At 64.1% G+C, this 315-nt stretch carries 1 pseudogene; it reads left to right on the forward strand.

Features of this window, described 5'->3' with window-relative positions:
- A pseudogene (locus tag PUR56_RS15250) lies at positions 1-315 on the forward strand (vitamin B12-dependent ribonucleotide reductase); the annotation flags it as partial.

Here is a 315-nt window from a genome sequence, read left to right on the forward strand (position 1 = left end):
CATAGAGACCGTCGACGCGAAGAAGCTCATACGCAAGATGGCCCAGGCCGCCTGGGCCTGCGCCGACCCCCGCATCCAGTACGACACCACCATCAACAGCTGGCACTCCAGCCCGGAGTCCGGCCGGCTCAACGCGACCATCCCCTGCACCGCGGACAATCACCAGGACAACTCCAGCTGCAACCACGCCTCGCTGAACCAGATGAAGTACCTCCGCGACGACGACTCCATCCACGCCGACCGCTTCGCCAAGGTCGTCGAGCACGACATCACCGCGAAGGACATCTCCATCTGCAACGCCCACTACCCCACCGA

Origin of the sequence: Streptomyces sp. BE303 (assembly GCF_036290945.1) — a bacterium.
GTDB lineage: Bacteria > Actinomycetota > Actinomycetes > Streptomycetales > Streptomycetaceae > Kitasatospora.